Source organism: Micromonospora sp. NPDC005161 (genome assembly GCF_053599855.1).
Map to the genome: position 1 here is coordinate 19,767 of NZ_JBSFYQ010000031.1, position 25,604 is coordinate 45,370.

Annotated in this window: 22 protein-coding genes and 1 pseudogene; 10 read left to right on the top strand and 13 right to left on the bottom strand. The window is 73.2% G+C overall.

Annotated elements, in window-relative coordinates; translation table 11 throughout:
• Positions 1-25: 25 nt before the first annotated feature.
• The 3 genes from ACWD5O_RS25665 to ACWD5O_RS25675 all read left to right on the top strand — a co-directional run bounded on the left by ACWD5O_RS25665 (position 26) and on the right by ACWD5O_RS25675 (position 2,736).
• On the top strand, positions 26-1,486 hold the full coding sequence (locus ACWD5O_RS25665; RefSeq protein ID WP_450086796.1) for a lyase family protein: 1,461 nt from the start codon (positions 26-28) through the stop codon (positions 1,484-1,486).
• A complete protein-coding gene (locus tag ACWD5O_RS25670) occupies positions 1,483-2,412 on the top strand; it encodes an ROK family protein (protein ID WP_450086797.1) in 930 nt (309 codons plus the stop codon). The genes ACWD5O_RS25665 and ACWD5O_RS25670 overlap by 4 nt, the downstream gene beginning before the upstream one ends.
• Before the next feature lie 105 nt (positions 2,413-2,517).
• Positions 2,518-2,736 (top strand): hypothetical protein, encoded by a 219-nt coding sequence (locus ACWD5O_RS25675; RefSeq protein ID WP_450086798.1) that lies wholly within the window; start codon positions 2,518-2,520, stop codon positions 2,734-2,736.
• A gap of 61 nt (positions 2,737-2,797) precedes the next feature.
• On the opposite strand, the gene ACWD5O_RS25680 is transcribed toward ACWD5O_RS25675, so the two are convergent.
• The 8 genes and pseudogenes from ACWD5O_RS25680 to ACWD5O_RS25715 form a co-directional block, all read right to left on the bottom strand.
• Positions 2,798-4,222, bottom strand: a complete 1,425-nt coding sequence (locus ACWD5O_RS25680; RefSeq protein WP_450086799.1) for an acyl-CoA carboxylase subunit beta — start codon at positions 4,220-4,222, stop codon at positions 2,798-2,800.
• Between the two features lie 23 nt (positions 4,223-4,245).
• A complete protein-coding gene (fabF, locus tag ACWD5O_RS25685; protein ID WP_450086800.1) occupies positions 4,246-5,472 on the bottom strand; it encodes a beta-ketoacyl-ACP synthase II in 1,227 nt (408 codons plus the stop codon).
• A 2-nt stretch (positions 5,473-5,474) separates the two neighbouring features.
• Positions 5,475-5,714: an acyl carrier protein gene (locus ACWD5O_RS25690; protein WP_074313380.1), complete on the bottom strand. Its 240-nt coding sequence runs from the start codon at positions 5,712-5,714 to the stop codon at positions 5,475-5,477.
• 86 nt (positions 5,715-5,800) lie between these two features.
• On the bottom strand, positions 5,801-6,745 hold the full coding sequence (locus ACWD5O_RS25695; protein WP_210917650.1) for a beta-ketoacyl-ACP synthase III: 945 nt from the start codon (positions 6,743-6,745) through the stop codon (positions 5,801-5,803).
• Positions 6,742-7,911, bottom strand: coding sequence for an acyltransferase domain-containing protein (locus ACWD5O_RS25700; RefSeq protein WP_450086801.1), 1,170 nt, complete (start codon positions 7,909-7,911; stop codon positions 6,742-6,744). Before ACWD5O_RS25700 ends, ACWD5O_RS25695 begins: the two co-directional genes overlap by 4 nt.
• 78 nt (positions 7,912-7,989) lie before the next feature.
• Positions 7,990-9,282: pseudogene (locus ACWD5O_RS25705) on the bottom strand (PucR family transcriptional regulator); the annotation flags it as partial.
• A 31-nt stretch (positions 9,283-9,313) separates the two neighbouring features.
• On the bottom strand, positions 9,314-10,042 hold the full coding sequence (locus tag ACWD5O_RS25710) for a response regulator (protein ID WP_450086802.1): 729 nt from the start codon (positions 10,040-10,042) through the stop codon (positions 9,314-9,316).
• Positions 10,039-11,244 carry a sensor histidine kinase gene (locus tag ACWD5O_RS25715; protein WP_354965449.1) on the bottom strand — a complete coding sequence of 402 codons (1,206 nt, stop codon included), beginning with the start codon at positions 11,242-11,244 and terminating at the stop codon, positions 10,039-10,041. The genes ACWD5O_RS25710 and ACWD5O_RS25715 overlap by 4 nt, the downstream gene beginning before the upstream one ends.
• 120 nt (positions 11,245-11,364) lie before the next feature.
• Between ACWD5O_RS25715 and ACWD5O_RS25720 the strand changes: the two genes are divergently transcribed.
• Positions 11,365-11,907, top strand: a complete 543-nt coding sequence (locus ACWD5O_RS25720) for an orotate phosphoribosyltransferase (protein ID WP_450086803.1) — start codon at positions 11,365-11,367, stop codon at positions 11,905-11,907.
• Between the two features lie 201 nt (positions 11,908-12,108).
• Complete coding sequence (locus ACWD5O_RS25725; protein ID WP_354965447.1) at positions 12,109-12,450, top strand: hypothetical protein; 342 nt, start codon at positions 12,109-12,111, stop codon at positions 12,448-12,450.
• A gap of 62 nt (positions 12,451-12,512) precedes the next feature.
• Here the strand turns inward: ACWD5O_RS25725 and ACWD5O_RS25730 are convergent, their stop codons facing one another.
• The gene (locus ACWD5O_RS25730; RefSeq protein WP_450086804.1) at positions 12,513-13,163 is read right to left on the bottom strand and encodes a hypothetical protein; all 651 of its coding nucleotides are present in this window, start codon (positions 13,161-13,163) and stop codon (positions 12,513-12,515) included.
• A 240-nt stretch (positions 13,164-13,403) separates the two neighbouring features.
• On the opposite strand from ACWD5O_RS25730, the gene ACWD5O_RS25735 reads away from it, so the two are divergent.
• Positions 13,404-14,039 carry a copper resistance CopC family protein gene (locus tag ACWD5O_RS25735; RefSeq protein ID WP_387323770.1) on the top strand — a complete coding sequence of 212 codons (636 nt, stop codon included), beginning with the start codon at positions 13,404-13,406 and terminating at the stop codon, positions 14,037-14,039.
• Positions 14,040-14,152: 113 nt separating this feature from the next.
• On the opposite strand, the gene gltX is transcribed toward ACWD5O_RS25735, so the two are convergent.
• From gltX to ACWD5O_RS25750, 3 genes are all read right to left on the bottom strand, one after another.
• Positions 14,153-15,562 (bottom strand): glutamate--tRNA ligase, encoded by a 1,410-nt coding sequence (gene gltX, locus ACWD5O_RS25740; protein WP_450086805.1) that lies wholly within the window; start codon positions 15,560-15,562, stop codon positions 14,153-14,155.
• Positions 15,563-15,647: 85 nt separating this feature from the next.
• Positions 15,648-16,925: an MFS transporter gene (locus ACWD5O_RS25745; RefSeq protein ID WP_354965443.1), complete on the bottom strand. Its 1,278-nt coding sequence runs from the start codon at positions 16,923-16,925 to the stop codon at positions 15,648-15,650.
• Entirely contained in the window at positions 16,922-18,271 is a 1,350-nt protein-coding gene (locus ACWD5O_RS25750) for a GH1 family beta-glucosidase (protein WP_450086806.1), read from the bottom strand. Before ACWD5O_RS25750 ends, ACWD5O_RS25745 begins: the two co-directional genes overlap by 4 nt.
• 187 nt (positions 18,272-18,458) lie before the next feature.
• On the opposite strand from ACWD5O_RS25750, the gene ACWD5O_RS25755 reads away from it, so the two are divergent.
• Positions 18,459-18,908 (top strand): SRPBCC family protein, encoded by a 450-nt coding sequence (locus tag ACWD5O_RS25755; RefSeq protein WP_354965441.1) that lies wholly within the window; start codon positions 18,459-18,461, stop codon positions 18,906-18,908.
• Positions 18,909-19,092: 184 nt separating this feature from the next.
• Here the strand turns inward: ACWD5O_RS25755 and aceE are convergent, their stop codons facing one another.
• Positions 19,093-21,831, bottom strand: a complete 2,739-nt coding sequence (gene aceE / locus ACWD5O_RS25760; protein WP_354965440.1) for a pyruvate dehydrogenase (acetyl-transferring), homodimeric type — start codon at positions 21,829-21,831, stop codon at positions 19,093-19,095.
• 224 nt (positions 21,832-22,055) lie between these two features.
• Here aceE and ACWD5O_RS25765 point away from each other — a divergent pair, with 224 nt between their 5' ends.
• From ACWD5O_RS25765 to ACWD5O_RS25775, 3 genes are all read left to right on the top strand, one after another.
• Complete coding sequence (locus ACWD5O_RS25765; RefSeq protein WP_354965439.1) at positions 22,056-22,460, top strand: YjbQ family protein; 405 nt, start codon at positions 22,056-22,058, stop codon at positions 22,458-22,460.
• A gap of 135 nt (positions 22,461-22,595) precedes the next feature.
• Positions 22,596-23,075, top strand: coding sequence for a MarR family winged helix-turn-helix transcriptional regulator (locus tag ACWD5O_RS25770; protein ID WP_387323775.1), 480 nt, complete (start codon positions 22,596-22,598; stop codon positions 23,073-23,075).
• A 51-nt stretch (positions 23,076-23,126) separates the two neighbouring features.
• Positions 23,127-25,526, top strand: coding sequence for a thiamine pyrophosphate-dependent enzyme (locus ACWD5O_RS25775; protein WP_354965438.1), 2,400 nt, complete (start codon positions 23,127-23,129; stop codon positions 25,524-25,526).
• Positions 25,527-25,604: the final 78 nt, after the last annotated feature.

Genomic DNA, 25,604 nt, shown 5'->3' on the forward strand with positions numbered 1-25,604 from the left:
GGCCTGGAAGGAAGTAAGGACCCTCATGAGCACCTCCGCGCTGACCACCTACCAGCGGCACCACCTACGGCCCACCTACGAGCACCACGTCGAGCACCTCTTTCCGGCGATGGTGCGAGCCAGCCAGGCCCACGTGGTGATGCTGACCGAGCGGGGGCTCATCCCCGCCGAGCGGGGCGCCGGACTGCTGCGGGGACTGGCCGTGCTGCGTGCCGACACCGCTTCCGCGCCGATCTACGACGGCAGCTTCGAGGACGTCTACTACCTGGTGGAGAAGCGCCTTGCCGAGGCGTGCGGCATCCCGGCCGCCCAGCTCGACGTGCAGCTCGCCCGCAGCCGCAACGACCTCGACGCCGGGGTGTTCCGGATGCTGCTTCGTGACCAGTTGCTCGGCGTGCTCGACCGGGTGCTCGCCACCGGTGCGACCGCTCTCGACGTCGCGGACCGCTACGCCGACGTGGTCATCACCGGCTACACGCACCGCCGGCCCGCGCAGCCCACCACCATCGGCCACGCACTCGCCGGCTACGCAGAGGCGCTGGCGGGTGAGGCGGTCGCCTACGCCGACCTGATCGACCAGCTGAACATCTCGCCGCTGGGCTCCTGCGCCTTCGCCGGCACGGACCTGGACATCTCCCCGGCCCGGGTGGCCGAGCTGCTCGGCTTCAACGGCCTGGTCACCAACTCCTACGAGGCGGTGGCCGGTGCCGACCACCTGGTGCGGGTCGGCACGCTCAACGCCCAGTCGCTGGCCACCGGTGCCCGACTGGCCCGGACCCTGATGGACTGGCTGACCTGGCGCTGGGTGGCCACGCCCGGCGACTTCACCCAGGGCAGCAGCATCATGCCGCAGAAGCGCAACCCGGTGGTGCTGGAGCATCTGGTGTCGATGGCCGGCGCTGCCGCCGGGGACGCCGCCTCGGTGCTCAACAACGTCGGTGCGGCCTGGTGGGAGGACTCCAACAACGCCACCACCGACGTGCAGGTCCGGCTCTGGGACAGCAACGACCGTACGGACCGCTTCTTCGCCCTGCTCGGCGGCTTCCTGGCCGAGCTGGAGCCGCTGGAACCGCCGTCCCGGGAGGAGATTGTCGCCTCCGGTGCCACCACCACGGCCGCTGCCGACGCGCTGACCCTGCACGGGGTGCCGTTCCGGGCCGCGCACTCCGTGGTCGGCCGGCTGGTTCGGAGCGGCGCGCCGGACTCCTGGACGGAGAGCGACGTGCGCGCAGCCGCCGACGCGGTCGGCCTGAGCGCGCCGTTGGACGACGCGGCGGTCGCCGACCTGATCGCCGCCGCCGTCCGCCCGGAGCTCGTGCTGCGCCGGGCCCAGATCGACGGTCCCGGTTCGGACGCCGTCCGCGCCCAGGTGGGCGAGCTGCGCGGCGCCTTCGACACCGTCGCCGGTCGGCTCGCCGCCGTCCGGGACCGTCTCGCGGCGGCCGACGCCGCGCTGGACGAGGTCGCTGAGGTGACGGCCAGGTGACCGTACGACTGGCCGACCGCGCCGAGCAGGCCGCCGGAGCCGGAGACGTCGGCGGTCTGCTGCTCGGCATCGACTTCGGCGGCACGAAGATGGCGGTCGGGGTGGCCGACGGCTCGGGCCGGCTGCTGGCCAGCGAGCGGGTGCCGACGCACGCCGACCGGGGTGCCCGCCAGGCGCTGGACCGGGCGCTGGAGGTGGCGACGAGGCTGCTCGGAGAGGTCGGTGGCCCGGTCGCGGCGGTCGGGGTCGCCTCGCCCGGTGTGGTCCGACCCGACGGCATCGACCTGGCGCCGAACGTGCCGGGCTGGGACCGGCTGCGGCTCGTCGACACGGTCCGCGACCGGCTCGGCGTACCGGCGGTCGCGGTCGACAACGACCTCAACGCCGCCGCCCTGGCCGAGCTGCGGCTCGGCGCGCTACGCGACGCCGACCCCGGCCTGGTGGTCGGGCTGGGCACGGGGGTGGCGGCAGCGGTCACCGTGCGCGGCACGGTACTGGCCGGACGGCACGGGGCCGCCGGTGAGATCGGGTACGCCCTCGCTGGCGCCGCCCGTCCCGGCAGGATGCTCGAGTCGGTCTTCTCCGGACGCGCTCTGGACCAGCTCGCCGCCGAGTTGGACGTACCGGACGGGGCGGCCGGGCTGGCTGCCCGGGCCGACCAGCCCGGCGAGGTCCGGGACGTGCTGCGCGGCAGGGTCGACGAGATCGCCCGCCATCTGATCACCTGTTGTCTGTTGGTGGATCCGCAGCGGGTGGTGCTGGTCGGCGGGGTGGCCGGCAGCGAGCTGATCCGCGGGCTGATCGTCGAACGGCTCGCCGAGGTGCTGCCATATCGGCCGGAGATCGTGCTCTCCAGCTTCGCCGCCGACGCGGCGCTGCTCGGCGCGGTGCTCCTGGCTCGGGAGGCGGTCCCGGCCGCCGGCTGACTCGACGCGGCCTGTGCCGGCCCGTACCCCCGGCCGGCACAGGCGTCGACCCGCCCGGCCGGAATCCGGTAGCGCCGCCCCGGCCGACCTGGCAGCCTGGCCGGCATGGGTCAGGCGCGGGACTTCGACTGGGTAGAGCGGGCCGACGGCGCCGTCGTGATCACGCATCACGGGCGGGTGGCCACCACGTTGCGCGGCGGCCGGGCGGCGGAGTTCCTCGCCGAGGTGGACGACGACCCGCAGCTGGTGATGGCCCGCTGGACCGGCAACTACCGCCGGGGCAACGAGCGCACCGCGAAGCACCACCCGCGCAACCGGGCCTGAACGTAAAGGAAGGCCCTTTGTTATCGCCTCGCGATAACAAAGGGCCCTTCCTTACACACCACTAGAGCGGGATGTTGCCGTGTGCGCCGCGGGCGGCCGGGGCGCCGGCCAACGCCTCGGCGATCCGCCGACGGGTCTCCGCTGGCTTGATCACGTCGTCCACCACGCCGATCTCCAGCGCCCGGTTGACCCCGCCCGCCGTGCGGGTCTGCTCCTCGATCAGCTGCGCGCGCAGCGTCTCCCGCTCCTCCGCCGGAGCCGCGGCGAGCTTCTTGCGGTACAGGATGTTGACCGCCGCGCTGGCGCCCATCACCGCGACCTCCGCGTCCGGCCAGGCGAAGACCGCGGTGGCACCCAGCGAGCGGGAGTTCATCGCGATGTACGCGCCGCCGTACGCCTTGCGGGTCACCAGGGTCACCCGCGGCACCACCGCCTCGGCGAACGCGTGCAGCAGCTTCGCCCCGCGCCGGACCACGCCGTCCCACTCCTGGCCCAGGCCGGGCAGGTAACCGGGCACGTCGACGAGCACGATCAGTGGTACGCCCAGCGAATCGCACATCCGGACGAACCGGGCAGCCTTCTCCGCGCTGGACGCGTCGAGGCATCCGCCGAGGCGCAGCGGGTTGTTGGCGATCACCCCGACCGTCCGGCCGGCGAACCGGCCCAGCGTGGTCACCACGTTCGGCGCCCACCTGGCGTGCAGCTCCACGCCGGGGGCGTCGAGCAGGGCCTTGACCACCGGCTTGACGTCGTACGCCCGGTTGGTCTCGGCCGGCATCTTCGCCGACAGGTCGTGCCCGTCCGCGTCGACGGCCGGAACGTCGTCGGGGGAGAGCCGGCCCTGACGGCCGAGCAGCGCGGCGAGCTTGCGCGACTCGACCATCGCCGCCGCGTCGTCGGCGCAGGTCACGTGCACCACGCCGGAGCGCCGGCCGTGCGGCTCGGGGCCGCCCAGGCGCTCCATGTCGACCTGCTCACCAGTGACGCTGCGGACCACCTCGGGCCCGGTCACGAAGATCCGCCCGGCGCCGCTCATCACCACGATGTCGGTCAGCGCCGGCCCGTACGCCGCGCCGCCGGCCGCCGGCCCGAGCACCACGGAGATCTGCGGTACCCGGCCCGACGCGCGGACCATGGCCGCGAAGACCTGCCCGACCGCGTCGAGCGCGACCACGCCCTCGGTCAGCCGGGCGCCGCCGGAGTGCCAGAGGCCCAGCACCGGCACCCGCTCCCGCACGGCGGTGTCGATCGCGTCGACCACGTGCCGGCACCCGTCGGTGCCCATCGCGCCGCCCATCCTGGTGGCGTCGGTGGCGTACGCGATGGCCGGCCCGCCCTCGATCTCGCCGCGCGCCCACAGCACCCCGGAGCTGTCCCGGGGGGCCAGCAGGCGCAGCGAGCCGGCGTCGAACAGCGCCCGGAGGCGGACCTCAGGATCCCGGTAGTCCACGGTGCGGGTGTCCGCACCGAGGGCGGTGGTGGTCACGTGCGCGCCTCCAAGCTGTGGCCTCAGGGCCGGGTGAAGACCAGAGCCACGTTGTGGCCCCCGAAGCCGAACGCGTTGTTCAGCGCGGCCGGGATCTCCATGTGGCGCGCCTTGTGTGCGGCCACCTCCAGGGTGAGACCGTCATCCGGGTCGTCGAGGTTGACCGTCGGAGGTACGACACCGTCGCGGATGGCCAGGATCGTGGCGATCGACTCCAGCGCGCCGGCCGCACCGAGCAGGTGACCGGTCATCGACTTGGTCGCGGCCAGCACCGGGTGGTCGCCGAGAGCCTTGTGCAGCGCGCCGATCTCCAACATGTCGCCGACCGGGGTCGACGTGGCGTGCGCGTTGACGTGCACGATGTCCCGCTTGGCCACGTCCGCGTCCGCGATCGCCTTGGCGATGGCCCGGATCGCGCCCTCGCCCTCGGCGTGCGGCTGCACGATGTCGTACGCGTCGGAGGTGATCCCGGCGCCGGCGAGGCGCGCGTACACCCGGGCGCCCCGGGCGGCGGCGTGCTCGGCCCGCTCCAGCACCACGATGCCGGCGCCCTCGCCGAGGACGAAGCCGTCACGGCCCCGGTCCCACGGGCGGGAGGCCCGCTCCGGCTCGTCGTTGCGGGTCGACATGGCCCGCATCGAGCTGAACCCGGCGATCGGCAGCGCGTGGATGACCGCCTCGGTGCCGCCGGCCACCACCACGTCGGCCCGGCCGGCGCGGATGATGTCCAGGCCCAGCGCGATCGCCTCGGCGCCGGTGGCACAGGCGCTGGCCACCGAGTGCACGCCGGCCTTGGCTCCCAGCTCCAGCCCGACCCACGCGGCCGGACCGTTCGGCATCAGCATCGGGATGGTGTGCGGGGAGACCCGCCGCGGCCCGGACGCCTCCAGGATGTCGTCCTGGGCGAGCAGGGTGATGGCACCGCCGATGCCGGAGCCGACGCTGACCGCCAACCGTTCACCGTCGAGGCCGGAGTCGGCCAGGCCGGCGTCCGCCCAGGCCTGCTGCGCCGCGATGATCGCGATCGCCTCGGAGCGGTCCAGCCGGCGCAGCCGGACCCGGTCCAGCACCTCGGACGGCTCCACGGCCAGCTGGGCGGCGATCCGGACCGGCAGTTGCGCGGCCCACTCCTGGGTGAGGGCACTCACCCCGGAGCGGCCGGCGAGCATGGCGTCCCAGGTCGACGCGACGTCCCCGCCCAGCGGGGTCGTCGCGCCGAGCCCGGTGACGACGACGTCAGGACGACTCATGATCAGGACTGCGCCGCGATGTAGGTAACGGCGTCGCCGACGGTCTTGAGGTTCTGCACCTCGTTGTCCGGGATCTTGACGCCGAACTTCTCCTCGGCCGCCACCACGACCTCCACCATGGAGAGCGAGTCGACATCGAGGTCGTCGGTGAAGGACTTCCCCTCGGCCACGTCGTCCGGGTTCACCCCGGCAACCTCTTCGAGGATCTCGGCGAGTCCGGTGGTGATCTCGTCACGGGTCATTGCGGTTGGTTCCTTTCATCGGGGGGTTCTCCGGCGGCCGGCGTTGCCAGCCGCCACTCCTGGGCGCCTGTGCGCCCGAGGGGTCCTCAGGGGCAGCGGACGACCTGACCGGCGTAGGTCAGGCCACCGCCGAAGCCGAACAGCAGCACCGGGGCGCCCGAGGGCACCTCCCGCCGCTCGACCAGCTTGGACAGGGCCAGCGGCACGCTCGCCGCGGAGGTGTTGCCGGACTCGACGATGTCCTTCGCGATGATCGCGTTGGGGATGTTGAGCCGCTTGGCGATGCCGTCGATGATCCGGGCGTTGGCCTGGTGCGGCACGAACGCGGCCAGCTCCGACGGGTCGACCCCGGCCCGCTCGCACGCCTGCAGGGCCAGCGGCGCCAGCGCGGTGGTGGCCCAGCGGAAGACCGACTGCCCCTCCTGCTGGATGTACGGGCGCCAGCCCTCGATGCGGACCGCGTCGCTCTTCTCCGGCGCCGAACCCCAGACCACCGGACCGATCCCGGCCGGCTCGTCGTCGGCGGTCGCGGTGACCACCGCGGCACCGGCGCCGTCGCCGAAGATGATGCAGGTGGAGCGGTCGGTCCAGTCGGTGAAGTCGGAGAGCTTCTCCGCGCCGATGACGATCGCATTGCGCGACGCCCCGGCCCGGATGGCGTGGTCGACGGTGCCCAGCGCGTAGGCGAAGCCCGAGCAGGCGGTGTTGACGTCGTACGCGCCCGGCGCGGCGATGCCCAGCTTGGCGGCGACCCGGCAGGCCACGTTGGGGCTGCGGTCGACCGAGGTGCAGGTGGCGACCACGACCAGGTCGATGTCGGCGGCGGTCAGGCCGGAGTTGGCCAGCGCCTTGCCGGCCGCGGCGGCGGCCATGTCGGCCACCGTCTCACTGTCGGCGATCCGCCGGGTGACGATGCCGACCCGGTCCCGGATCCACTCGTCGTTGGTGTCCACGAGCTGGGCGATGTCGTCGTTGGTCACCACCCGGGAGGGCTGGTAGTGCCCCATCGAGACGATGCGACTGCCAGTCATGAACGACCTCCGATGCGGGCGAGCGGTTGGCCCGGCGCGACCGGGTCGTCGTGGTGGGCGAGCCATTCGGTGAGGACGCCGCCCTGGTGGGCGGTCACCTCGACCGGCCCCTGCCGGGTGCCGATGTGCCCGACGACCTGGCCGGCGCGGATCGTCTCGCCCTCGGTCAGCTCGGCGGACGGGGCGAAGGTGCCGGCGGACGGCGCCACCACCACGCGGAACTGCATGGTCGGCTCGTGGCTGGGCGCCATGCCGTGCCGGGCGATCAGGTCCCGCGCGGCCGGCAGGTCGTCCGGGGTGTTCAGGGTGACGATCTCCGGTGCGCCGTCGCCCTTGAGCTCCCGCTTGACCAGCCCGGCCAGTGTGCCGGCCGGCGGTAGCTCGATCACGCCGGTCACACCGAGGTCGGCCAGGGTACGCATGCACAGGTCCCAGCGGACCGGCGCGGTGACCTGGCGGACCAGGCGTTGCAGCATGTCGCGGCCGTGGTCGACCGCGGCGCCGTCGAGGTTCGACAGCAGGATCCGGGCCGGGTCGGCCGGGGTGATGCCGGCGGCCACCGCGGCCAGCGCGGACTCGGCCGGCGCCATGTACGGGGTGTGGAACGCGCCGGCAACCTGGAGCCGGATGATCCGGGTCTTCGCCGGCGGCTCGGCGGCGAGCTTGTCCAGCCCGTCCAGGGAGCCGGCGGCGACGATCTGCCCGGCGCCGTTGCGGTTGGCCGGGTGCAGCCCGTGCGCGGCGATCGCGGCGAGCACCTCGTCCGGGTCGCCGCCGAGCACGGCGGCCATCCCGGTCGGCTCCAGCGCGCACGCGGCGGCCATCTCCCGGCCCCGCACGCCGGCGAGGGTGATGGCGGCCTCGGCCGGCAGCACCCCGGCCAGCGCCGCGGCGCCGAGCTCGCCGACGCTGTGCCCGGCGGTGAGCGTCACGTCGTACAGCGGCAGGTGCTCGGCGGCGAGCAGCGCCGCGGCGACCAGCAGCGGCTGGGTGCGGGCGGTGTCCTTGATCTCGTCGGCGTCGGCGGCGGTGCCCAGGTGCAGCAGGTCGACCCCAGCCAGAGCCGACCACCAGCGCAGTCGCGCCTCGGTGCCGGTCAGGTCGAGCCAAGGGGTCAGGAAGCCGGGTTTCTGGGAACCCTGGCCGGGACTAAGTACGGCGAGCACGACTATGACTCTCCCGGATACGCGTGGGTAACGCTGTGCCGCCCTCGACCAAACCACACTAGAAGCTTTGGAGGGTTTCTACAAAGATCGGCGGTGATCGTCGCCGGTTTGGGTGGCTTTCCGGACTGCCGGGGTCATTGTCTGGGTCGGGACCGGCGCGGTCATCGGGGTCACCGGATCCAGCCGGCCGACGGTCAGCGCCACCTGCAGGGCGAACGCGTCCCGGGGCGACAGCGGCGAGAAGCCGGTCACCTCGGCGATGCGGCGCAACCGGTAGCGCACCGTGTTCGGGTGCACGAACAGCGCCCGCGCGGCGCTCTCCAGCGTGCCACCGGCGGCCAGGAACGCGTCCAGCGTCTCCAACAGCTCGCCACCGGCGCGCACCAGGGTCGCGTACACGTCGTGCCGCAGCCGGCGGCGGGCCTCCGCGTCGCCGGCCAGGGCCCGCTCCGGCAGCAGCTCGGCGGCCGGCACCGGCCGGGGCGCCGTCGGCCAGGCCGGCGCCGCCCGGAAGCCGGCCAGCGCGGCCCGCGCCGATTCCGTCGCCTCGTCCAGACTGGGTACGGCCGGACCCACCACCACCGGCCCGTCCCCGAACGCGGTCAGCAGCTTGCCGGTGGCTCCCAGCGGATCCGCAGCGCCGCCCAGCACGATCACCAGCCGGTCGCCGTGCACCCCGCCGATCACCTCCACGCCGATCCGCCGGGCCTGCCGGTAGACCACGTGCAGCACCGCGGAGACCTCTCCGCCGGGGGAGCGGCCGACCGCCACCGCGACCGGCGGCGCGTCCGTCCAGCCGAGCGCCGCCGCCCGGCTGGCCAGCACGTCCGGCGAGTCACCGCGCAGCAGCGCGTCGACCAGCAGGGCCTGCAACCGGGCGTCCCACGCGCCGCGTGACTCGGCGGCCCGCGCGTACACCCGGGCGGCGGCGAACGCGATCTCCCGGGAGAAGCGCAGCACCGCCTCGCGCAGCTGCTGCTCCTCGCCCTCGGCGGCCAGGTGCGACACCTGCTCCTCGACAACGTCGATGGTCACCTTGATCAGCGCCACCGTCTGCTGGAGGGTGATCGACCGGGCCAGCGCCTCGGGAGCGGCGGCGAAGACCTCGTCGGAGACCTCCTGGGTGCTGTCCGCCGTGCCGCCGCCGTCGCGCAGCCACTGCACCAGCGACCGGGCGCCCGCCTGGGCCACCAGCATCACCCAGGAGCGCTGGTCGGCCGGCAGGGCGCGGAACCAGGGCAGGGTCTCGTCCATCCGGGCCACGCTGGCGGTGGCCAGCGCCCCCGCCGCGCGCTCGATCTGACGCAGCGTGGCCGTCAGCTCCCCACCGCCCGGCGTACTCACCGCCCTAGCCTGACACGCGCTGACCTGGATCTTCATGCCGGGCCGCCATGGCCCGGGATCACGGCGGCGGAGCGGGGGCGGGCAGGCCCAGCTCCTGGGCCAGGATCGCGGCCTGCACGCGGCTGCGCAGGTCCAGCTTCGCCAGGATCCGGCTCACGTGCGTCTTGGTGGTGCTCTCCGCCATCGCCAGCCGATCGGCGATCTGCTGGTTGGACAGGCCCAGGCCGAGGCAGGCCAGCACGTCCCGCTCGCGCGGGGTGAGCCCGTCCAGGGCGGCCCGGGTGGCCGCCGACGACCCTGGCGCGGTGGCCGCGAAGGCCGCGATCAACCGGCGGGTCACCGCGGGGGCGATGAACCCGTCGCCGCGTGCCACCGTCCGTACCGCCGCGACCAGCCCCGCCGCGTCGGTGTCCTTGAGCAGGAAACCGGCCGCCCCGGCACGCAGCGCCCCGAAGACGTACTCGTCGAGGTCGAAGGTGGTGAGCACCAGCACGTCGGCGAGCCCTTCGGCGACGATCGCCCGGGTCGCGGAGATGCCGTCCCGGCGCGGCACCCGGATGTCGAGCACGGCGACGTCCGGTCGCAACTCCCGGCACAGCCGTACCGCCTCGTCGCCGTCGCCCGCCTCGCCGACCACCCCGACGCCCGGAGCGCCGGCCAGGATCAACGTCAGCCCGGCTCGTACCGCCGGCTGGTCGTCCGCCACGACCACCCGGACCGCCGTACCCGCGTCCCCCGGTGCCCGGGCTGTGCCAGCACCGCCCGGTGCCCGGGCCGGGCCGGTCACCCGTCCTCCCGGGTGGGCAGCGCGGCCCGGACGAGCCACCGGCCGTCGTGCGGCCCGGCGTCGAACCGGCCCGCCAGCAGCGTGGCGCGTTCCCGCATCCCGATCAGCCCGGCCCCGGCGCCGGTCAGCCCGGCGCCGCCCCGGCGCACCGGATTCTCCACCGTCAGCACCACCTCCGTCGGCCGGTACGCGATCGTCAGCTCCGCCTCGCCCGCGCCGTGCTTCAGCGCGTTGGTCAGTGACTCCTGCACGATCCGGTACGCCGCGAGGTCCACGCCCACCGGCAGCGGGCCGGGCGTGCCGTCGGTGTGGACCCGTACCGCGAGGCCGGCGGCCCGGATCCGCTCGACCAGCCGGTCCGCCTCGGCGAGCCGCGCGGTGGCCGCCTCCGGCAGCGCGCCGCTGCCATCCGTCGGCGCCCGCGTGCCACCGGCACCCGGCTCGCGCAGCAGTTCGATCATCTGCCGCATCTCCGCCAGGCCCTGCACGCTGCTCTCCCGGATCACCCGCAACGCCGACTCGACCTGGCCGCGGTCCAGCCCGGGCACCGACAGCACGGCGGTGGCGTGGATGGCCACCGCGCTGAGATGGTTGGCGACCACGTCGTGCAACTCCCGGGCCATCCGGGCCCGTTCGGCGCTGACCGCCTGCCAGCGGTCCAGCTCGACCAGCCGGGCGGTCTGCTCGGCCCGAGCCCGCTCGGCCGCGGCCTGGTCGCGGTACTGCCGCACGCTGATCCCGGTCAGCACCGGCAGCAGGCCGACGAGCACCACCAGCACACCGACGGCGACCCCGCGCCACTGGTCGGAGAGGAGCACGCCGACCACCGCGCCGACCAGGCTCAGCCCGACGGTCAACCGCAGCAGCCACCGCCACAGCCGCGCCGGGCCGTACACGCAGGCGTCGTAGAGCACCTGGGTGTAGACCAGGATCGTCCCCAGCGAGCCGCCGAGCGCGATGTCCACGACCAGCGCCCCCGTGCCGACGCCCAGGCTGGAGCGCGGCGCGACCCGGCGCAGGCCGACGGCCACGCACACCGTCAGCAGCGGCGGCAGGAACAACGCGGGCGGCACGTCCGGGTGCGGACGGATCTGCGGTTGCCAACCGAGGGTCCACAGCACCAGGCCGCCGGCCAGCGACGCACCGGCCAGCGCGAGATCCCGGCCGAGCGTGCCGGAGCCGAGCCACGGTGGCGGACGCATGGTCCCGATCCCATCACAGCCGTCGAGCCCCGGACTCCGACCCGGGGAGGACTATGCCGCAACCGGCATGCGCCGAAAGGGGTACGCCCAACGGACGCCGGCCCGGAGAGAATGATCATCATGACGCACGCAGAGACCATGACCGCGCTGGCCCGCGAGATCGACACCACCTGCCGGCTGACCGGCGAGTTCGTGCTCCGCTCCGGCCGGATCGCCGACGAGTACTTCGACAAGTACCGGTTCGAGGCGGATCCCCGCCTGCTGGACCGGGTGGCCGCTCACCTGGCGCCCCTGGTGCCGGCGGACATCGAGGTGCTGGCCGGGCTGGAGATGGGCGGGATTCCGGTGGTTACCGCGCTCGGCCGGTACACCGGGCTGCCCTGCGCCTTCGTCCGCAAGGCCGCCAAGCCGTACGGCACCGCCCGGCTGGCCGAGGGGACGGAGCTGGCCGGGCGGCGGGTGCTGGTGGTCGAGGACGTGGTCACCTCCGGGGGGCAGGTGGTCGCCTCCACCGGGCAGCTGCGCGAGCTGGGCGCCCGGGTGGATCACGCGCTCTGCGTCATCGACCGCGCGGAGGGTGGCGCGGCCCTGCTGGCCGAGCACGGTGTGGCGCTGCGGGCGCTGTTCACCCGCGCCGACCTGGAGGCCCACCGCAGCCGCTGACCGGTTCCGGCCGGGCCGCCGCTACCGACCGTCGGCGACGATCTTGCCGGTCGCCTTCCCGGTCTGGGAGACCCTGTTCCCTCGCCGCCCGAAGCGCTGACCCCGGGGTACGCCGTGCAGACCCGTCGGTCCCGGCCAGTACGGTGGCAGGGCACGTCGGGGGGAGCACCCGCGGGTGAGTGCGAGCGTGAGGAGACCGGGATGGCGCACGGGGAGGCCGAGAACGGCTGCGCCCAGGGCGAGCCCTGCCGGCCGGGGCACCACGACCCGCAGGCGGTTGCCAAGCACCGCCGGACGGTCGGCGGCGTGCCGTCGCACCCGGCGGAGCCGACCACCGGCCGGCCCGCGGACCGGGCCGACGACGACGCCGTGGTGCCCCGCCAGCGGGCCGCCGAGCCGGTGCTGCCCGGGGAGCCCGAGCCCGACCACGCCGGCGGGTGCCGCAGCGAGATGCCCGGGTGGGCCGGCGCCCACCGGCACGGCCCGGTCCGGCCGCGCCAGCGGGCCACCCGCCGGGAGCGCCCACCGCGCCGCTGGTGCTGACCACGCGACCGCCCGCGTGACATTTCAGCGGGCGGCCGTGAAGGTGGGTCGTCGGTGACGGGTCAGCGGGTGCGGCGGCGGATCAGCAGCGCGATCCCGGCGAGGCCGACCGTGATGGTCAGCATCACCGCGACGTTGAGCAGCAGCAGTCGCTGCAACTCGCCGAGCGCCTCGTCGAGGTCCCCGGCCGGGTCGAGAGTGTCCTCCGGGAGCACCCGCTCGCCACCGCCCACGCCGCCGCTGACCGTGTCGAACTGCCGCTCCAGCGGCACCCCCGCGGTGCGCAACGTCTCGGACATGCTGAGCCGGCCGAGGAACCAACCCGCGGCGGTCTTGCGGGAATCCGGCTGCTTCGCCGGCCGGTAGATCCGTGGACCGCCGGCCGCCTTGGGATACAGGTCGTACGTCTGCTTCGGGGTCTCCCCGGCGAGCACCACGACCGTGTACTTCGGACCGAGGCCGGTCGCCTTCGGCCCCTTCGCCTGGCCGGTGCGGCCGAGGAAGTTGACCTGGTCGATGACCGCTGCCACGTGCGCGGGCTGACCGTCCACACGCAACCGCAGCGGCTCGGACAGCCCCGGGCCGGTGATGTCCACCCCGGCGGGCGCCGGCTTCGGTGCCGCCTTGGCCGGGCCGGCGGTGCCGAGCGACAGCAGCGCCGCCGCCAGCGTGCCGGCCAGCACAGCGGCCCACCGCCTCATCTGTCGGACCATCCCGCCTCCTCGCCCCGTTCGATGGATGGCTTCGCCGTGACGTCCGGATCGATTGCTCGGTAGCGGAACCGACCGGGCGGTCGGTGCCACTCCTCACAGAGTCGCAGAACGTCGATGAATTGCAGCTTGTGGAGCGGTAATTGGAACTATCTGCGATCTCTGCTCGACTAATGAGGAGCCGTTGATCAGCGGGCGGATCGTACCCTTACGGAGGGGTTCATGGGGGGCAGGGTTACACGAGTGGCGCGGGTCGTGCCAGTGGTGCTCGGCGTGGCGTGCGGTGTGTCGTTGCTGGTCCCGGCGACGCCGGCCGCGGCGCACAATTCGCTGACCGGCAGCGATCCGCGCGACGGCGCCCGGGTGGCCACCGCGCCCACCCGGATCGAGCTCCGTTTCCTGGCCAAGCCGGACCCGGCTACGACGAAGATCACAGTAACCGGACCGGACAATGTGGTCGCCGGCGGGCTGCCGGCCTTCGCCAGCAGCCGCGTACGCGTGCCGTTCAAGCCCGGCGCCGCGGGGCTCTACATCGTCGGTTACCAAGTCGCCTCCGGCGACGGGCACCCGGTGAAGGGCGAGGTGCGCTTCACCCTCACCACCGGCACGGCCGCCGACCCGTCCGCGAGCCCGTCCCCCCTGCCATCGATCAGCGGTGGCACTGCCGCGACGCCGGGTGCTGCGGGCGGCTCGCCGTCGGCCGGGCCGGCCTCGGCGTCACCCGTCGCGGTGGGCGGCAGCCCGACGGCGGTCGTGCCGCTGGCGCAGGAGCGCGCCGACTCCGGTCACCGCTGGTGGCTCTGGGCACTCGGCGCGTTGGTGCTGCTCGCCGCCCTGGCGGGCGGGTTCCTGCTCCGCCGCCGGGCCACCCGCGGCTGAGCCCGATCCACAGGCTCGATCAGGTGACGCCGCCAGTTCGGTGCGGATGGCGACGTCGACGCAAGCCGCCCCACGGTGTCGTCGAGCGGGGCGGCTTGGCGCGGCGGAGGCGGTCAGACCAGGCGGAGCCGGGCGGCGCGCATCCGGGTCAGGGTGCGCTCGCGGCCGAGCACCTCCAGCGACTCGAACAGCGGCAGGCCGACGGTGCGACCGGTGACGGCGACCCGGACCGGCGCCTGCGTCTTGCCGAGCTTGAGGCCCCGCTCGGCGCCGACCGCCTCCAGCGTCGACTTCAGCGACTCGGCGTCCCAGCTGTCCAGCGCCTCGAACGCGGCGATGGCGGCGTCCAGCAGGTCGGCGGAGCCGTCCTTCATGGTCTTGGTCCAGGCCGCCTCGTCGATCAGCGGCGAGGCCAGGAAGAGGAAGTCGACGTTCGGCACGATCTCGCTGAGCACCGCGATCCGGGTCTGAGCCAGCGGCGCCACGGCGGCGAATGCGTCGGCGTCGAACTCCTCGGGCTGCCACGGCGGCGGCGCGATGGTCCCGGTGCCGGTCAGCCACGGCTGGCAGGCGTCGATGAACTCGGCCATCGGCAGCGCCCGGATGTACTCACCGTTGAACGCGCGCAGCTTCTTCTCGTCGAAGAACGCCGAGGAGAGGTTGACGTCCTCCAGCCGGAACTCGTCCTCGATCACGGACCAGGGGACGATCTCCCGGTCCCCGGAGGGCGCCCAGCCGAGCAGCATCAGGTAGTTGCGCATCGCGCCGGCGAGGTAGCCCTCGTCGCGGTACGCCTCCAGGGCGACCTTGTCCCGGCGCTTGGAGAGCTTCTGCCGCTTCTCGTTGACCACCACCGGCACGTGCGCCCAGATCGGCGGCTTGACCCCGAGGGCGTCCCAGAGCAGCTGCTGCTTGGGGGTGTTGGGCAGGTGCTCCTCGGCGCGGATCACGTGGGTGATACCCATGGTCAGGTCGTCGACGACGTTGGCCAGCAGGAAGACCGGCGAGCCGTCGCCCCGGGCGATGATGAAGTCCTCGATCAACCGGTTCTCGAAGGTGGGCTCGCCGCGGATCAGGTCGACCACCACGGTCGCGCCCTCGTCGGGCGTACGGAAGCGCAGCGCCCGGCCCTCGCCCGGGCCGAGGCCGAGGTCGCGGTGGTAGCCGTCGTAGCCCTGGTACTGCGAGCCGGTGCGGGCCTGCACGTCCTCGCGGGTGCAGTCGCAGTAGTACGCGCGGCCCGACTCGTAGAGCCGGGCGGCGGCGGCCCGGTGCTCGCCGGCGTTCTGTGACTGGAAGTACGGGCCCTCGTAGCTGCCCCTGGAGATGCCGATCCAGTCCAGCGCGGAGAGGATGCCCTCGGTCCACTCGGGCTTGTTGCGCGCCGCGTCGGTGTCCTCGATGCGCAGCACGAACACCCCGCCCTGCTGCTTGGCGTAGATCCAGTTCTGCAGCGCCGAGCGGGCGCCGCCGACATGGAACATACCGGTCGGGGAGGGGGCGAAGCGCACACGTACCGTCACGCCCCCAGCCTACGGCGACCGCCGACTGAGTAAGGAAGGGCCCCTTCTTATCGCCTGGTGTTGTACAAGGGTCCCTTCCTAACGCTTAGGGGACTGAGCGGATCTTGACGACCAGGGCGCTGCCGACCAGGGTGACCGCGGCGGTGACCGCGTAGAGCGTCGGGTAACCGCCCAGATAGACCACTAGCGGGGCGGAGAGCGCCGGGCCGAGCACCTGTGGCGCCGAGTTGGCAATGTTGATCACGCCGAGATCCTTGGCCCGGTCGGTGGCCCGGGGCAGCACCTGGGTGATCAGCGCGGCGTCCACCGAGAGGTAGACGCCGTAGCCGGCGCCGAGCAGCAGCGCGGCCACGATCGCCATCGGCCAGACCGGCGCGACCGCGAGCAGCAGCGCCGCCACCGCCATGATCAGCCCCGACGTGATCACGTAGATCTTGCGTCGCCCGGATCGGTCCGACAGCCGACCGGCGACCACGGCGGTCAGCATCATGCCGAGCGTGTAGAGCAGGATCAGGACGAGCAGGCCGCCCTCGGGGTCGGGGTGGCGTACCCCGTCGGTGAGGAAGTACAGCAGGTAGAGGGTGCCCAGAGCGTTCCCGAGCTGGACCAGGAACCGGGTGATCCAGGCCCAGGCGAAGTCCGGGTGCCGGCGCGGGTCGATCCACATCGAGGCCAGCAGCGCGCGCGTCCGCAGCACCGGCCGATGCGCGCGGGGCAGCGGGTCGTCGGGGGTGAACAGCGCGAACGGCAGGGACAGCAGCAGGATCGCCACCGCGATGGCCAGGTAACCGGCGCCGTTGCCGGTGACCAGGGCGGTGACCAGCACCGCGCCGAGCACCAGCCCGAGCGCCTGCGGGATGCCCACCCAGCCGGAGACACCGCCGCGCTGCACGACCGGCACCCGGTCCGGGATGGCCGCGGTGAGGCTGGCCAGCATCGCGTTGAAGCAGACCTGGGCGGCGACCCAGCCGAGGGCGACGCCGAGGATGGTCCGCTGCTGGGCCAGCAGCACCAGCGCCGCCGCGCCGAGCAGCGCCCCGCCGGCGGTCCAGACGTGCCGGCGGCCGAACTCCCGGCCGAAGATCCGCAGGCAGGTCCGGTCGGACAGCGCGCCCGCGAGGGGGTTGGCCAGCACCGCGGCCAGCGCGCCCAGGCCGGTGACCACGGCCAGCATGTTCTCCTTGTCGCCCGGCGCGATTTGCTCGATCTGCTGCGGCAGCAGCACCTGGATCGGGGTGAAGAACGCCATCCAGACCCCGAGGTTGGCCGCGAAGATCAGCCCGATCCAGCCGCGTCGTACCGGCGCGGTCGGCTCGGCGAGCGCGGCCGGCAGCGACGCCGGGGTCGGGTCGAGGGTGGTCACCGCGCCGACCCCGGCCGGCTGGCCGCGATCACGTCCCGCAGCCAGGTGTACGAGGACTTCGGCGTACGGGTCTGGGTGGCGTAGTCGACGTGCACCAGACCGAAGCGCTTGGTGAACCCCTCGGCCCACTCCCAGTTGTCCAGCAGGGACCACACGAAGTACCCGCGTACGTCCACCCCGTCGTCGATGGCGGCCCGCACCGCGCGCAGGTGCCCGTCGAGGTACGCGATCCGGTCCGGGTCCGCCACCCGCCCGTCCGGGTCGGGCGCGTCGTCGTACGCGCAGCCGCTCTCGGTGATCTCGATCGGGGGCAGGGCCTCGCCGTACGTGAGGCGCAGCCAGCGGAGCAGTTCGTGCAGCCCGTCGGGGGCCACCGGCCAGTCGAAGGCGGTGCGCGGGTAGCCGTCGAGCGGGACCAGTTCGAACGGCAGCGGCGACCCCTCCTCGGCGGCCCGCACGCCGGTCGGGTTGTAGTAGTTGACCCCGAGCACGTCGATCGGCGCGGCGATCGTGTCCAGGTCGCGGGCGCGGACCACGTCGGCGTCGAAGCCGGGCAGTTCCGGGTAGCCCCGGCCGAGCAGCGGGTCGGTGAAGAGGCGGTTGTGCAGGGCCTGGTACGCGGCCCCGGCGGCCCGGTCGGCGTCGCTGTCGCCGAGCACCCGCACCGGCGAGTAGTTGTTGGCGATCGCCACCGGGCTGGCGGTGCGGGCCCGCAGCGCGGCGACCGCGAGCCCGTGCCCGAGCAGTTGATGGTGGGCGACCGGAAAGGCGTCGAAGAGCAGCATCCGGCCGGGGGCGTGCACACCCATGCCGTAGCCGAGGCTCATGTGGATGAACGGCTCGTTCAGCGTGATCCAGAGCCGGACCCGGTCACCGAGCCGGGCGGCGGTCAGGTCGGCGTACTCGGCGAAGCGGGCGGCGGTGTCGCGGTGCAGCCAGCCGCCGGCGTCCTCCAGCGGTTGGGGCAGGTCCCAGTGGTAGAGGGTGGCCACCGGGTCGATGCCGGCGGCCAGCAGCTCGTCCACCAGCCGGTCGTAGAAGCCCAGGCCGGCGGCGTTGGCCGGGCCTGCGCCGGCGGGCTGCACCCGGGGCCAGGCGATGGAGAACCGGTACGCCGAAACGCCGAGCCCGGCCAGCAGAGCCACGTCCTCGGTGTGCCGGTGGTAGTGGTCGCAGGCCACCTCGCCGCCGCTGCCGTCGCTGATCCGGCCGGGGGAGTGCGCGAAGGTGTCCCAGATGGACGGCCCGCGCCCGTCGGCCGTGGTGGCGCCCTCGATCTGGTGTGCCGAGGTGGAGACGCCCCAGCGGAAGCCGGCGGGGAACTCGGGCATCGGTGCGGTCGACATGCGCCCTCCCGGTCAACGTGAAACGTGTTCGGGACTCTAGGGCGCTCCGGATGAATGCGCCATAGGCCGGGATGACGCGATGCGCAATGGTTGATCGGCGTGTCTTTTTCCAAACCCGTCCAGGTACGTCCGAATTTGCGCATAGAGTGCCGATATCGTGGGATGTCCTCAGTGGGGGAAGACGGAAATGATCCTCGTGGAACGCAGTGCGCACGTGGCGGCGCCGGTGGAAGTGGTCTGGGACGTCGTACAGCGGGCTGAGCAGTTGCCGGCCTGGCTGGCGGGGGTTCGCGCGGCCGAGGTGCTCTCGGGGGAGGGCTTCGGACGGCGGCAGTTGGTCCAGGCGGGGCGCGGCTCGGCGCACGAGGCCGAGGTGATCGCCTACCAGGAGCCGACTCTGATCGGCTGGCGGGAACGCGCCAAGGGCGCGGGCGCCCGAGCGGAGGCGCGCACCGAAATCTACGTCCAGCTCACTCCGGACGAGGAGGAGGAGGGCGGGACCATCGTGCGGCTCATCGTGGTCCGCTGGCCGGCCGGCCCGGTCAAGGCGGCCATGCTGCGCCTGGGGCTGCGTCGGGTCGGCGCGGACCTGGAGGACTCGCTGGCCCGGCTGACCGACCTGGCCGCCGTCGGCTGATCCGCCGAGTCCCCGGCGTCACCCGCCCCGGCGGTGGCCCCGGGTCCCCGCCAAGGACCCCGGACCGCCGCCGCCCCCATCTCACCCGCCGTCCGCCCGGTCGGTCGGGAGTGCGGGCGAGGGTGCGGGTGCACCAAAAAGGGCCCGGCGCACGCGCGCCGGGCCCTTCCTGGATGGTGCTGGATCAGCTGTCGCCGCCGGTCTCGCCGACCGGGGCGGCGTTCACGTCGTCGATCGCGTACTTCTTGGCGGCCTCGGCCGGCACGGTGGCCGCGACCGCGCCGCTGCGGGCGAGCTGCCGCAGCGTGGCGACCACGATCGACTCGGCGTCGACGTGGAAGTGCCGGCGCAGCGCGTGCCGGGTGTCCGACATGCCGTAGCCGTCGGTGCCGAGCGACGTGTAGTCGCCGGGCACCCAGCGGGCGATCAGGTCCGGCACCGCGCGCATCCAGTCGCTGACCGCGACCTTCGGCCCGTCCGCGTCGGCCAGCTTCTGCTGGACGTACGGCACCTTCGCCTCGGCGCCCGGGTTGAGCAGGTTGAACTCCTCGCACTCCACCGCGTCGCGGCGCAGCTCGGTCCAGGAGGTCACCGACCAGACGTCGGCGGCCACCCCCCAGTCCTGGGCGAGCAGTTGCTGGGCCTTGAGCGCCCACTGCATGCCGGTGCCGGAGGCGAGCACGTTGGCCTTCGGGCCGTCGACCTGCGGTGCCGGCGAGTAGCGGTAGATGCCCTTGAGCAGGCCCTCCACGTCCACCCCGGCCGGCTCGGCCGGCTGAAGGATCGGCTCGTTGTAGACCGTCAGGTAGTAGAGGACGTTCTCCTGCGCGTCCCCGTACATCCGGTGCAGGCCGTTCTCCAGGATGTGCGCGATCTCGAAGGAGAACGCCGGGTCGTACGCGACCACCGCCGGGTTGGTGGCGGCGATCAGCATCGAGTGGCCGTCCTCGTGCTGCAGGCCCTCACCGTTGAGCGTGGTCCGCCCCGCGGTCGCGCCGAGCAGGAAGCCCCGCGCCATCTGGTCCGCCGCCGCCCACAGCCCGTCGGCGGTCCGCTGGAACCCGAACATCGAGTAGAAGATGTACATCGGGATCATCGGCTCGTCGTGCGTGGCGTACGACGAGCCCGCGGCGGTGAACGAGGCGACCGAGCCGGCCTCGTTGATGCCCTCGTGCAGGATCTGCCCGGTCGTCGACTCCTTGTACGACAGGAACAGCTCCCGGTCGACCGAGGTGTAGCGCTGACCGTGCGGCGAGTAGATCTTCGCGGTCGGGAAGATCGAGTCGAGGCCGAAGGTGCGCGCCTCGTCCGGGATGATCGGCACCCAGCGCTTGCCGAACTCCTTGTCCTTCATGACGTCCTTGAGCAGGCGGACGAAGGCCATGGTGGTGGCCACCCTCTGCTTGCCCGAGCCGCGCTTGACGTCGGCGAACCGCTCCGGGCCGGGGATGGCCAGCCGCTTGGTGCTGGTCCGCCGGGACGGCAGGTAGCCGCCGAGCTGCTCGCGACGCTCCTTGAGGTACGCCAGCTCATCGGACTTCTCGCCCGGGTGGTAGTACGGCGGCAGGTAGGGGTTCTCCTCCAGCGCCGAGTCCGGGATGTCCAGGTAGAGGCGGTCGCGGAAGGTCTTCAGGTCCTCCAGCGTCAGCTTCTTCATCTGGTGGGTCGCGTTGCGGCCCTCGAAGTGCGAGCCGAGCGTCCAGCCCTTGATCGTCTTCGCCAGGATGACGGTGGGCTGCCCGGTGTGCTCGGTGGCCGCCTTGTAGGCCGCGTAGAGCTTGCGGTAGTCGTGCCCACCCCGCTTGAGGTTCCAGATCTCGTCGTCGCTCAGCGGCTCGACCATCTTGCGCGTGCGCGCGTCCCGGCCGAAGAAGTGCTCCCGCACGTACGCGCCGGACTCCGCCTTGTAGGTCTGGTAGTCGCCGTCGGTCGTGGTGTTCATGAGGTTGACCAGCGCGCCGTCGGTGTCCGCGGCGAGCAGCGGGTCCCACTCCCGACCCCAGACCACCTTGATCACATTCCAGCCGGCGCCCCGGAAGAACGCCTCCAGCTCCTGCATCACCTTGCCGTTGCCGCGGACCGGGCCGTCCAGCCGCTGAAGGTTGCAGTTGATCACGAAGGTGAGGTTGTCCAGCTCCTCGCGGGCGGCCACGCCGATGGCGCCCAGCGTCTCCGGCTCGTCCATCTCACCGTCGCCCAGGAACGCCCAGACGTGCTGCTGCGAGGTGTCCTTGATGCCGCGGTGCTGCAGGTACCGGTTGAACCGGGCCTGGTAGATCGCGTTCAGCCCGCCGAGACCCATCGAGACGGTCGGGAACTCCCAGAAGTCCGGCATCAGCCGCGGGTGCGGGTACGACGGCAGCCCGCCGCCCGGGTGCGACAGCTCCTGCCGGAACCCGTCGAGCTGGTGCTCGCTGAGCCGTCCCTCCAGGAACGCCCGCGCGTACATACCGGGGGAGGCGTGACCCTGGTAGTAGATGTGGTCGCCGCCACCCGGGTGGTTCTTGCCCCGGAAGAAGTGGTTGAAGCCCACCTCGTAGAGCGACGCCGAGCTCGCGAAGGTCGAGATGTGCCCACCGACGCCGATCTCCGGGCGCTGCGCCCGGTGCACCAGCATCGCCGCGTTCCAGCGGACGTAGGCCCGGATTCGCCGCTCGACGTGCTCGTCGCCCGGGAACCAGGGCTCGCGCTCCGGCGTGATGGTGTTGATGTAGTCGGTGGTGGTCAGGGGCGGAACCCCGACCTGGCGTTCGCGAGCCCGCTCCAGCAGGCGCAGCATGACGTAACGGGCGCGTTTGGCACCTCGCTCGTCAATGACACCATCAAGCGACTCGACCCATTCGCTGGTCTCTTCAGGGTCGATGTCCGGAAGCTGGCTCGGTAGGCCGTCGCTGATCACCGGGCGCTTGCGTTCCGTAGCCACAGGCGTTCCCTCGGTTGTGTGTGGGATAGGTCTCTAGCGCCATCCTGCCCCCTGGTGGCACCGGTCGTCACGTCTAGGTCCCCCCGACGCGACGAGAGACACAGGTACCCGCCGGTAACTTAGCGCTACGAGGCCTCCGCGCCGCCGTGCCCGGCGGGGGGAGACTCCGACGGGGGTGACGGTGGCGGCGGCTACTGAGCCGGCACTGCGGCAGAATGCGACGTATGCGCAGTGACGTGATCACCGTCCAGACCGGGTCCCGGCCGGCCGTCCGGGACATCACCGCTGAGGCCCAGGGGTTCGTCTCCAGCGAGGGCGACGGTCTGCTGCACGTCTTCGTGCCCCACGCCACCGCCGGCCTGGCGATCATCGAAACCGGCTCCGGCTCCGACGACGACCTGCTCAGGGTGCTGGACGACCTGCTCCCCACCGACGACCGCTGGCGGCACCGGCATGGCTCACCCGGGCACGGTCGGGACCATGTGCTGCCGGCGTTCGTCCCGCCGTACGCCACGCTGCCGGTGCTCGGCGGCCGGCTGGCGCTGGGCACCTGGCAGTCGCTCTGCCTGGTCGACACCAACGGCGACAATCCCGTCCGCCAGGTCCGCTTCTCCTTCCTCCCGGCCTGACCCGCCTCTCCCCACAAGATCCGCGCAACGTTCCGGACGTGCTGCCTCAACACGTTCCGAGGCAGCACTTTCCCTGATGTTGCGCGGATCTCGATCGCTGAGCTGAGCGGCCGGCGCCGTGCGTACGATGTGGCCGTGACGCAGGAGGTCGTTCCCGGAGCGGGTGGGCCGGTGGACCGCGCCGGCCTGGCCGCCGACGTGGTGCGCCGGATGGCACACGTGACGGCCTCCCAGCGGCACCGGCAGGGCGTTGCGTTCGCCGAGCTGGGGCTCACCCCGGCGACGGCCCGGGCGCTGCACGAGCTGAACCCGGACCGGCCGCTGCCGGCCCGCGACCTCGCCGAGCGGCTCGTCTGCGACCGGTCGAACGTGACCGCGCTGGTCGACAGGCTGGAGCAGGCCGGTCTGGTCGAGCGTCGCACCGACCCGGCCGACCGGCGGCAGAAGACGCTGGTGGTGACCGCGCGGGGCCGGGACGTGCGGGACCGGGTGGCCGCGGTGATGTCCGACTCCCGACTCCTGGCCGGGCTGACCGACCGGGAGCTCGACACCCTGCGCGACCTGGTGTGGAAGGTGTCCGACGGTGGCTGCCCGGAGCCCTGCGGCCCGGAGTGAGTCGACCCGCGCCGACCGTGTCCCACTGGGCGACCAGGGCCTGCGTCGGTAATGCTGTGCGACGTGACCACGCCGCAAGATCTCGACGACCGGTTCCGGGAGACGCTGGCGGCGCTGCCCGCCGCCGAGCGGCGGCGTGACCCCGACGACCCGGTCACCGACGACGCCCCGCTGACCGGCGCGCGACTGCTGGATCTGTTCGACGCGCAGGTGACCAGCCGGCAGCTCGACCTGGCCGGCCGCTGGTTGCGCAGCTTCGGGGAGGGCTTCTACACCATCGGCTCCTCCGGGCACGAGGGCAACGCGGCGGTCGCCGCCGCGCTGCGCCCCACCGACCCGGCGCTGCTGCACTACCGCTCGGGTGCCTTCTACTGCGTGCGCGCCGCGCAGACCACCGCCGAACCGGCGCCCGGCGCTGACGCGGCGCCACCCGACGAGCCGACCGAGCCCGAACCGGCGCCGGCCGGCGGGTTCGCGGCGTACGCGGGCGCGGCCCGGGACGTGCTGCGCGGGATGGTCGCCTCCAGCCAGGAGCCGGTCGCCGGCGGCCGGCACAAGGTGTTCGGCCGGGCCGACCTGGCCATCGTGCCGACCACCTCCACCATCGCCTCGCACCTGCCCCGGGCGGTCGGTATGGGGCTGGCCGTGGAGCGGCTGCGGCGGCTGGACAGCGCCGGACGGCGCACCGGCGCCGGAGTGCGGGTCGGCAGCGGGGCCGGCGCCGAGCACGCCCCGTGGCCACCGGACGCCATTGTGGTCTGCTCGTTCGGCGACGCCTCGGTCAACCACGCCAGCGCCAGCGCCGCCTTCAACACCGCCGGCTGGTACGACCACGCCGGGCTGCGCATCCCGGTGCTCTTCGTCTGCGAGGACAACGGGCTGGGCATCAGCGTCCGCTCCCCGGAGGGCTGGGTGGAGGCGACCCTGCGGGCCAAGCCCGGCATCCGCTACTTCAGTGCCGACGGAGCCGACCCGGTGCAGGCGTACGCGGTGGCGGCGGAGGCCGCGGCGTGGGTACGCCGGCACCGCCGGCCGGCCGTGCTGCACCTGCGCACCGTCCGGCTGATGGGGCACGCCGGGGCCGACGCGGAGTCGGCGTACCGCAGCCCGGCGGAACTGGCCGCGGACCTGGACCGGGACCCGGTGGTCGCGACCGCCCGGCTGCTCGTCGACGCCGGCGTGGCGACGGGCGAGGAGTTGCTGGCCCGGTACGACGAGACCGGCTGGCGGGTACGCCGGCTCGCTGAGGAGGTGCTGGGCGAGCCGAAGCTGACCTCCGCGGCCGACGTGGTGTCCGCGCTGGCCCCCCGCCGGCCAGTGCGGGTCGCGCGGGCGGTGGCCGACGCGGCGGCCCGGGCCAGCGGTCCGGGCGCGGGCGCCCGGGCGGAGGCGTTCGGGGGCAAGCCGCCGGAGCTGGCCGGCCCGCTGACCCTCGCGCAGAGCATCAACGGGGCGCTCGCCGACGGGCTGCTCGACCACCCGCAGATGGCGGTCTTCGGCGAGGACGTGGCCGCCAAGGGCGGCGTGTACGGGGTGACCAAGGGGCTGCGCGACCGGTTCGGGCCGGCCCGGGTCTTCGACACCCTGCTCGACGAGACCTCGGTGCTCGGGCTGGGCCTGGGCGCCGGGCTGGCCGGGATGCTGCCGGTGCCGGAGATCCAGTACCTGGCGTACCTGCACAACGCCGAGGACCAGCTGCGCGGTGAGGCGGCCACCATGCAGTTCTTCTCCCAGGGCGCGTTCCGCAACCCGATGGTGGTGCGGGTGGCCGGGCTGGCGTACCAGGAGGGGTTCGGCGGGCACTTCCACAACGACAACTCGGTTGCCGTACTCCGGGACGTGCCAGGGCTGGTGGTCGCGGTGCCGGCGCGGCCGGACGACGCCGCGCCCATGCTGCGGACCTGCCTGGCCAGCGCGGCGGTCGACGGTAGCGTCTGCGTGTTCCTGGAACCGATCGCGCTCTACCACACCCGCGACCTGTACGCCGAGGGCGACGGGGAGTGGCTGGCCGGGTATCCGGAGCCGGGCGCCTGGGTGGCCGGGCACGTGCCGATCGGCCGGGCCCGGGTCTACCGGGTCGGCTCGGCCGACGACCTGACGATCATCACCTTCGGTAACGGGGTACGGATGTCGCTGCGGGCCGCGGCCGTTCTCGCCGAGGAGGGGGTGGGCACCCGGGTGGTGGACCTGCGCTGGCTGGCCCCGCTGCCGGTGGCCGACATCATCCGGGAGGCCTCGGCGACCGGCCGGGTGCTGGTGGTGGATGAGACACGCCGATCCGGCGGGGTGGGCGAAGGGGTGATCGCCGCGCTGGTCGACGCCGGATATGTCGGTGCGGCGCGACGAGTAGCCGGAGTTGACTCGTTTGTACCATTAGGTCCAGCAGCACGTCAGGTTCTGGTCTCCGAGGAAGCCATTACCGACGGTGCCCGTACGCTGCTGGCACGGTAAATTCCGTTCCACCCGGTGCGCCACTTGCGCGCGGACGCACAACTGTGTGGACTTTGCCTGACGGCGTCGGTTCCGACG

What these genes read in the sequence shown, in the direction of transcription:
- ACWD5O_RS25665 (WP_450086796.1), top strand. Translation starts at nt 26, where the DNA reads ATGAGCACCTCCGCGCTGACCACCTACCAGCGGCACCACCTACGGCCC.
- ACWD5O_RS25675 (WP_450086798.1), top strand. Translation starts at nt 2,518, where the DNA reads ATGGGTCAGGCGCGGGACTTCGACTGGGTAGAGCGGGCCGACGGCGCC.
- fabF (WP_450086800.1), bottom strand. Translation starts at nt 5,472, where the DNA reads ATGAGTCGTCCTGACGTCGTCGTCACCGGGCTCGGCGCGACGACCCCG.
- ACWD5O_RS25690 (WP_074313380.1), bottom strand. Translation starts at nt 5,714, where the DNA reads ATGACCCGTGACGAGATCACCACCGGACTCGCCGAGATCCTCGAAGAG.
- ACWD5O_RS25695 (WP_210917650.1), bottom strand. Translation starts at nt 6,745, where the DNA reads ATGACTGGCAGTCGCATCGTCTCGATGGGGCACTACCAGCCCTCCCGG.
- ACWD5O_RS25715 (WP_354965449.1), bottom strand. Translation starts at nt 11,244, where the DNA reads ATGCGTCCGCCACCGTGGCTCGGCTCCGGCACGCTCGGCCGGGATCTC.
- ACWD5O_RS25720 (WP_450086803.1), top strand. Translation starts at nt 11,365, where the DNA reads ATGACGCACGCAGAGACCATGACCGCGCTGGCCCGCGAGATCGACACC.
- ACWD5O_RS25725 (WP_354965447.1), top strand. Translation starts at nt 12,109, where the DNA reads ATGGCGCACGGGGAGGCCGAGAACGGCTGCGCCCAGGGCGAGCCCTGC.
- ACWD5O_RS25730 (WP_450086804.1), bottom strand. Translation starts at nt 13,163, where the DNA reads ATGGTCCGACAGATGAGGCGGTGGGCCGCTGTGCTGGCCGGCACGCTG.
- ACWD5O_RS25750 (WP_450086806.1), bottom strand. Translation starts at nt 18,271, where the DNA reads ATGTCGACCGCACCGATGCCCGAGTTCCCCGCCGGCTTCCGCTGGGGC.
- ACWD5O_RS25755 (WP_354965441.1), top strand. Translation starts at nt 18,459, where the DNA reads ATGATCCTCGTGGAACGCAGTGCGCACGTGGCGGCGCCGGTGGAAGTG.
- ACWD5O_RS25765 (WP_354965439.1), top strand. Translation starts at nt 22,056, where the DNA reads ATGCGCAGTGACGTGATCACCGTCCAGACCGGGTCCCGGCCGGCCGTC.
- ACWD5O_RS25775 (WP_354965438.1), top strand. Translation starts at nt 23,127, where the DNA reads ATGCTGTGCGACGTGACCACGCCGCAAGATCTCGACGACCGGTTCCGG.